Source organism: Aquabacterium sp., assembly GCF_004297345.1.
GTDB lineage: Bacteria > Pseudomonadota > Gammaproteobacteria > Burkholderiales > Burkholderiaceae_C > Aquabacterium.
This window is the reverse complement of sequence record NZ_SCTN01000073.1, coordinates 1-6,641: the sequence shown is the minus strand read 5'-3', so window position 1 is coordinate 6,641 and position 6,641 is coordinate 1. Positions and strand designations below refer to the sequence as shown.

Here is a 6,641-nt window from a genome sequence, read left to right as displayed (position 1 = left end):
CGTGGACTTCGGCATCATCATCGATTCGGCCGTCGTGCTGGTCGAAGCCTTGATGGTGCGGCTGACCGTGGAGGCTGCCGAGAATGCCTTGAAAGCCGATGCCACGCACCGCCTGACCGCGCTGCGGCAAACAGCCACGAGCATGGGACACCCCATCGTGTTCTCCAAGGCCATCATCATCCTGGCCTTCCTGCCCATCTTCACGTTCCAGCGCGTAGAGGGCAAGATCTTCTCGCCCATGGCCTTCACGCTGTCATTTGCCCTGGCTGGTGCCGTGCTGCTGACCATGACGTGGATCCCGACCATGCTGGCCTTCTTGCTGGGCCGTCGCAACCTGGTGGAAAAGCACCTACCCTGGATGGAGCACCTCAAAGTGCTCTACCGGCATGCCCTACAGACATGCCAGCGCACCAGCAAGCCCTTGATCATGGGCTCCGTGGCCGCACTGGCTGGTGCGCTCGCGCTCATCGCCGTGCTGGGCAGCGAGTTCCTGCCCAAGCTGGATGAAGGCAACCTGTGGATCACGCTGAGCCTGCCGCCGGCCAGCAGCATCGAGACCACGCAGGCCGTCGAAAAGCGCCTGCGCGGCATCCTGCTGAACACACCCGAGGTCGGCAAGGTGGTCAGCCACATCGGCCGCCCCGACGACGGCACTGACCCCAAAGGCCCCAACAGCATCGAGATCCTGGCGGACCTGCATGACCACAAGACCTGGCGCTTCAAGGACAAGGAAGCCCTGATCGAGAACATCTCGTCTCGCATGGACGTGCTGCCCGGCGTGCATCCCAACTTCAGCCAGGTCATCGAAGACAACGTGGAAGAAGCCTTGTCAGGCGGCAAGGGCGAACTGGCCGTGAAGATCTTCGGCCCGGACCTGGACGTGCTCAGCCAGAAGGCCGATCAGGTTGCGGGCGTGTTGTCGTCGATTCGCGGCGCGGCCGACGTGGAGGCCATCCGCATCAACGGGCAAAGCGAAGTGGCCATCACACCCGATCGAGACAAGCTGGCCCGCTACGGCGTCAGCATCGTCAATTTCAACAACCTGGTGCAGGCGGCACTGGGCGGTGTATCGGTCAACACCTTTTTTGAAGAGCGCCGCAATCTGGACATCACCCTACGCTTTGATCGACCCTATCGAGATGCGATCGATGCGGTGGGCCGCCTGCCGATCGCCCTGGCCAATGGCGCCAGCGTGCCACTGTCCGAGCTGGCCGCGGTGGAGGTTCGCCAGGGCCCCACACGCATCGCCCGGGAAGCCGGCATGCGCATGGTGCACATCAAGGCCAATCTGCGCGGGCGTGACCAAGGCAGCTTCGTGACCGAAGCGCAAAAGCGCGTGGCCGAAGTCGTGAAGCTGCCTCAAGGCTACTCGCTGAGCTGGGGCGGGCAATTCGAGAACCAGCAACGCGCGGCCAAGCGTCTGATGATCGTGGTGCCCCTGTCGCTGGCCGGCATCTTCGTGCTGCTGTTCTGGGCCTTCAAATCCGTCTCCCGCGCCGCACTGGTGCTGGCCATGGTGCCCTTCACGCTGATCGGCGGCTTTGGCGCCCTGACCCTGGCCGGCATGCACCTGTCCATTTCTGCAGCGGTCGGTTTCATTGCTGTGGCCGGCATCTGCGTGCAAAACGGCGTGATCCTGATGGAAGAGATTCAATCCAAGATAGACAACGGCATGGCCCGCGCCGAGGCCATTGTGGAAGGCGCCGTGGTCCGCCTGCGCCCCATTCTGATGACCGCCCTGATGGCTGGCCTGGGCCTGCTGCCCGCCGCGCTGTCTCACGGCATCGGCTCGGAAACCCAGCGTCCATTTGCGCTCGTGATCGTGGGCGGCATCGTGTCCGCCACGCTGTTCACGCTGATATTGCTCCCCACCTTGCTGTTTTTGATCAAAGAGGAAGACGCGTCATGAAGTTCCACCGCGCGCGCATCTGTCGCCTGCTGTCACTGGCTGCCATGTTGTCGCTGGCCGCCTGCGCCAGCACCACGGACGCCGCACACCCTGAGGCCGAACTCTGGCGCGTCGGCTATATCGACCACGACGTCACGTTGAACGAATCCACACCGCTCGTGCGCTTTTCTCAGGATTGCCGGGACATCCTGCCCAGCACCCAAACGATGGGCGTTCGATGGGTGATGCTGCACTTTCGCCGACCACCCGAAGAAGTCTTCCGCATTGTTCCGCTGCCTGATGGCCAACAGCTGGCAGAGGGTCAGAAGGTTTACGTGAAAGTGGACGAATGCACGCGCACGCTGGAACCCCGATGAAACCATGTGTCTGATGTTGCCAACGGTGTCAACCACTGGTCAAACACCTGCGTTATGGTGAGACACCCCGGCAATAGGGGGATTTTTACAAGCTCCAACCAGAGCTCGCACTTCTCAAGAAGGACATTCATCATGAAAAAGTCGCTCCTCATCGCATCGGTTCTCGCTTTGTTCGCCAGCATGTCCTTTGCTCAAGCCCAGACTGCCCCGATGGGCGAGCCTGCTGCTGCTTCGGCGCCTGCCAAGCACAAGAAGCATCACAAGGCTGCCCATAAGGGCCACAAGAAGCATCACAAGGCTGCCGCTGCTGCCAGCAAGTGATTCACAGCTCTGATCTGAGCACCAAAGCCGGGAATTTCCCGGCTTTTTCTTTTCTGGCCTCGCCCTGCCCGAGTCCCGGCCCGCGGGCATGAAAGAATCCTGAAAGACACACAACCGACCATCTCGGCTGTCGCCACGCTTCAGGAAGTTCGCTTGTTTTCACGTCGCCCATCTCCGTCTCCCCAACATCGACGCTTGGGGGTTGCCGGCCTTGCCGCCTTGCTCCTGGCACTTGGCCTCGTCACGCCGCAGGCGCATGCCGCACAAGACGGGATTCAGTTTCAATGCGGCCCACAAATGAGCACCGCCATTCGGGCAGGCATGTCACGCTACCTGCAGGAATTACGCATTCCCGAAACGCTGTACCACGTGACGGCTGATATGGCATCGGGCCATGTCACCTACACGCTGGCAGGCGCGGCAAGCGACCGCAGCACCCTGGACTTCCAGTCCCGCCCCGGATTTGACGTGGATGAAGAAACGCTGGAACTGCCGCGGAACGGCCAAAGCCCCGTTCAGGTTCACACGGTCTCACGCAAGGAGATCGCACTGGCGCTGATGCAGCACGGCCGGCTCACCGTTTTCAAGGGAGCCGCCTGCGATCTGCAGGCACTCAAGGATCAGGTCGCCTTGCGCCAGAACATTGTGGCCTGGACCGAGCACCTGCACTGGGTCTGGCCCAATGGCGGCTCGGCCAACTGGAACACCCGCTACTGGCGCGAAGGAACACCGCTGAAAAAGCGGCCTCTGCACGAAGCCTTGCTGGATGCCTTCAGCAGGCAGGATCAATATGCGATTGGCTGCTACACCGCCACGAAGCTCGTGATCACGCAAGGTGTGGTGGACTATTACCGCCGCGTACGCGCCAATGACAGCCTTTCCAGCCTGGTGTTACTGAGAATCCAGCACGATGGCGACCCCTTGGTCCACATCGAACCGGCCAATATGTGGGATTTCGAAGAAGACTTCGATCCCAGCGAGCGAGATCGTCCTGGCAAGCTGGTCAAAATCCAGTATGGCGTGGCGCCCCGGAACTTCGTACCGGGCGATTGGGTGTACATCGTCAACACCGATCCCAACACGCATCACAAGACTGGCTACGAGGGCTCCAACGCACTCTACCTCGGGCGCGACCGCTTCGACGATTTCTACAACGACCACGACCACGCCTACAGCTATGAAGAGAAGCTGGGCGAGGTCTATCAGTGGCGTCATGGCGTCTTCAGCCGCTCACGCGATGCGGCGAAGATCCAGCCACTCGGCCCGGACGACTTCCAGCGCCTGGGCCGGCGGCCAGCCCAAGGCGGACTGGTCAAGGGCTACCGCGTGGTGCCCTATCAGTTTGGCTACGAGGTCTTGCCTGCCATCGTGCCCAAAGCACCCGCAGACAAACAAGCTAGCCGCGATCAACCCGCCGTGCTGTAGAGCGCTTGCGCCAACGGATTTGGCGTGGGCTCGGCGAGCTTGCTCAACGTGTTGCGATCGCGATGGTGGAAAGGCTCGGCTTGCCCGCGGATTTCCATCACCGTGTCTTCGTCATAAGACCAGGTGCCATCCAGGTTGATCGTGACCTGAATACGGAACTCGACGGTCTTGAAGGCGTGCTCCAGGAATGGCGTGGAGCAGATGCCGTAATCCAGCTGGCCACGTGTGGCGACCAGCTCGAAGGTGGTGGCGTCAGCCGCAGCCTTGCCTACGGCCATCACGGTCTGCGCACGCGGAATGGTCAAGGTGTGGATCACGGTGCCGGTAGCGGGCTCCCACAGCCAGTAGCCGACCTGATCGTGATACGTCTTGACCTGATCCGGCTTGGTCACGTGCGTGTGATAACGCAGGCCGTAAAACAGTTGCGGGCCGTTGGTCTGCGGGTCGATCGGCTGCAGCTCGATGCGTTCCACATAGGCCTGCTTCTTGGCACCTTCCGCCTTGGGCTTGACGTCCAGGCCGCGTGTGCCTTGCCAGACGCCGGCCATGCCACGCAACGGCCCCAGGTTTTTCAGGGTGTCGACATCGACATTGGACGGTTCGGTGTAGATATCCTGAGGAAAATCACTCATGCCTGCTCCTTGTTTGCAACGATGCACGCCCATGAATTTAGCGTGAATGGCGACAAAACAAGTCACCTGACTGTCATCGCCCCCATGATGAACTGAGATACGCTTGCATCTGACACCGGCAAGGATCAGGATCACCCCATGTGCACCATCTGCGGCTGTGAATCTGCGCAACACCATGCGCCCCCTCCTGGCGATGCGCCTGCGCACCAGCATGGGCATCCCGACATGCACACCCGGGTGCTGCAACTCGAGCAGGACATCCTGGCCGGCAACAACCATGTCGCTGCCCACATCCGCGAGCATCTGGCCGCACACCACACGCTGGCGCTCAATCTGGTCTCCAGCCCAGGCTCGGGCAAAACCTCGCTGCTGGTCGAAACCGTGTCGCGCCTGAAGGGGCGCCGCCCCGTTGCCGTGATCGAGGGGGATCAGCAAACCAGCTTCGATGCCGAGCGCATCCGCGCCACAGGCGTTCAGGCGGTGCAGATCAACACAGGCAAGGGCTGCCATCTGGATGCCCGCATGGTGCACGATGCCCTGCATGATCTGCCCCCGCTGGATCAGGGCGTGCTGATGATCGAGAACGTTGGCAACCTCGTATGCCCTGCCGCCTTTGATCTGGGTGAAAAAGCCAAGGTGCTCGTGTTCTCCGTGACCGAGGGGGAAGACAAGCCCCTCAAATACCCCGATATGTTCCAGGCCGCTGGCCTGATCCTGCTCAACAAGTGCGACCTGCTGCCGCACCTGCGATTCGACATGGACAAGGCCTTGGCCTTCATCCGTCAGGTCAACCCCGGCGCCAGCGTCATCCGGCTCTCGGCCACCACAGGCCAGGGTTTCGATGACTGGATGGGCTGGCTGGAGCAGCAATGCACCGCCGCCTAGCCGTGCGCGGGCTGGTCCAGGGCGTGGGTTTTCGCCCCTGGGTCTGGCAGCAGGCCAGTGCGCTGGGCCTGATCGGCTGGGTGCGCAATACCGCCTTCGGCGTCGAGATCGATCTGCATGGCGATGCGCAGCTGCTTGACACGCTGCAAGCACGCCTGTGGCAAGCGCCCGCGCCGGCCAAGGTCGAGCAGGTGGACGTGCTCTCTGTGGCGGCCAGCGAAGCGCCTGCGCCCGCCCCTGGCAAGCCCTTCGAGATCCAGGCCAGCGTCAACCATGCCATCAGCCATGCGTCAGGGCATGCCACCACCATCGGCGCCGATCTGGGCGTGTGCCCGCGCTGCCTGTCGGAGCTGTTCGATCCCGACAACCGCCGCTGGCGCCATGCCTTCATCAACTGCCCGCAATGTGGCCCGCGCCACACCGTCACGCGCAGCCTGCCGTTTGACCGCGGCCACACCAGCCTGGCCCGCTTTCTGCCTTGCCCGGCCTGCGAAGCGGAGTACGCCAACGGCGCGGACCGCCGCTTCCATCACCAGACCAACACCTGCCCCGAGTGTGGGCCCAAGGTCTGGCTCACCCAGACGGATGGCAGCACGGAACGCGATCAACCGATCGGGGCTGCGCTCAAGCTGCTGCAAGAAGGCGGCATCCTCGCGGTCAAAGGCTTGGGCGGTTTCCATCTGGTGTGCGATGCCCGGCAGCCTGCGGCCGTGGCCCGACTGCGCCAGCGCAAGCGCCGTGAAGGCAAGCCGCTGGCCGTGATGCTGGCCAACACGGCGTCCGTCCCGCCATGGGCCAGCATGACACCGCACGAACAGCGCTGGCTGCAATCGCCAGAGCGCCCGATCGTTCTGCTGCCGCAAAGCGAGCGTGCCCGCCAGGTACTGCAAGGCGTGGCACCGGATCTGGCCTGGCTGGGCGTGATGCTGCCCTACACCCCGATCCACTACCTGCTGTTCCATGAGGCCCTGGGGCAGCCTGCCGGCACAACCTGGTTGAACACGCCGCAAGAAATGGTGCTGGTGGTGACGAGCGGCAATGCCGGCGGATCCCCCCTGGTCATCGACAACGAAACCGCCACGCTGGAGCTGGCCGAAATCGCAGACGGCTGGC

7 protein-coding genes are annotated in these 6,641 nt (G+C 62.6%); 6 read left to right on the top strand and 1 reads right to left on the bottom strand.

Features of this window, described 5'->3' with window-relative positions; translation table 11 throughout:
• The 4 genes from EPO09_RS02195 to EPO09_RS02180 form a co-directional block, all read left to right on the top strand.
• Positions 1–1,909, top strand: a 1,909-nt coding sequence (locus EPO09_RS02195; RefSeq protein ID WP_290639725.1) for an efflux RND transporter permease subunit, incomplete at its 5' end; no start/stop codon positions are given.
• Positions 1,906–2,265: a hypothetical protein gene (locus EPO09_RS02190; RefSeq protein WP_290639724.1), complete on the top strand. Its 360-nt coding sequence runs from the start codon at positions 1,906–1,908 to the stop codon at positions 2,263–2,265. The genes EPO09_RS02195 and EPO09_RS02190, both read left to right, overlap by 4 nt.
• A gap of 132 nt (positions 2,266–2,397) precedes the next feature.
• Entirely contained in the window at positions 2,398–2,586 is a 189-nt protein-coding gene (locus EPO09_RS02185) for a hypothetical protein (RefSeq protein ID WP_290639722.1), read from the top strand.
• Positions 2,587–2,883: 297 nt separating this feature from the next.
• The gene (locus EPO09_RS02180; RefSeq protein ID WP_290639720.1) at positions 2,884–4,011 is read left to right on the top strand and encodes a hypothetical protein; all 1,128 of its coding nucleotides are present in this window, start codon (positions 2,884–2,886) and stop codon (positions 4,009–4,011) included.
• Here EPO09_RS02180 and EPO09_RS02175 read toward each other — a convergent pair.
• Positions 3,993–4,643 carry a heme-binding beta-barrel domain-containing protein gene (locus tag EPO09_RS02175; RefSeq protein ID WP_290639718.1) on the bottom strand — a complete coding sequence of 217 codons (651 nt, stop codon included), beginning with the start codon at positions 4,641–4,643 and terminating at the stop codon, positions 3,993–3,995. The two genes, EPO09_RS02180 and EPO09_RS02175, sit on opposite strands and share 19 nt — an antisense overlap.
• 138 nt (positions 4,644–4,781) lie before the next feature.
• On the opposite strand from EPO09_RS02175, the gene hypB reads away from it, so the two are divergent.
• Together hypB and EPO09_RS02165 are read left to right on the top strand one after the other, a co-directional pair.
• The gene (gene hypB, locus EPO09_RS02170; protein ID WP_290639717.1) at positions 4,782–5,528 is read left to right on the top strand and encodes a hydrogenase nickel incorporation protein HypB; all 747 of its coding nucleotides are present in this window, start codon (positions 4,782–4,784) and stop codon (positions 5,526–5,528) included.
• Positions 5,513–6,641: Sua5/YciO/YrdC/YwlC family protein (locus tag EPO09_RS02165; protein ID WP_290639711.1), on the top strand; the 1,129-nt coding region annotated here is incomplete at its 3' end. The genes hypB and EPO09_RS02165, both read left to right, overlap by 16 nt.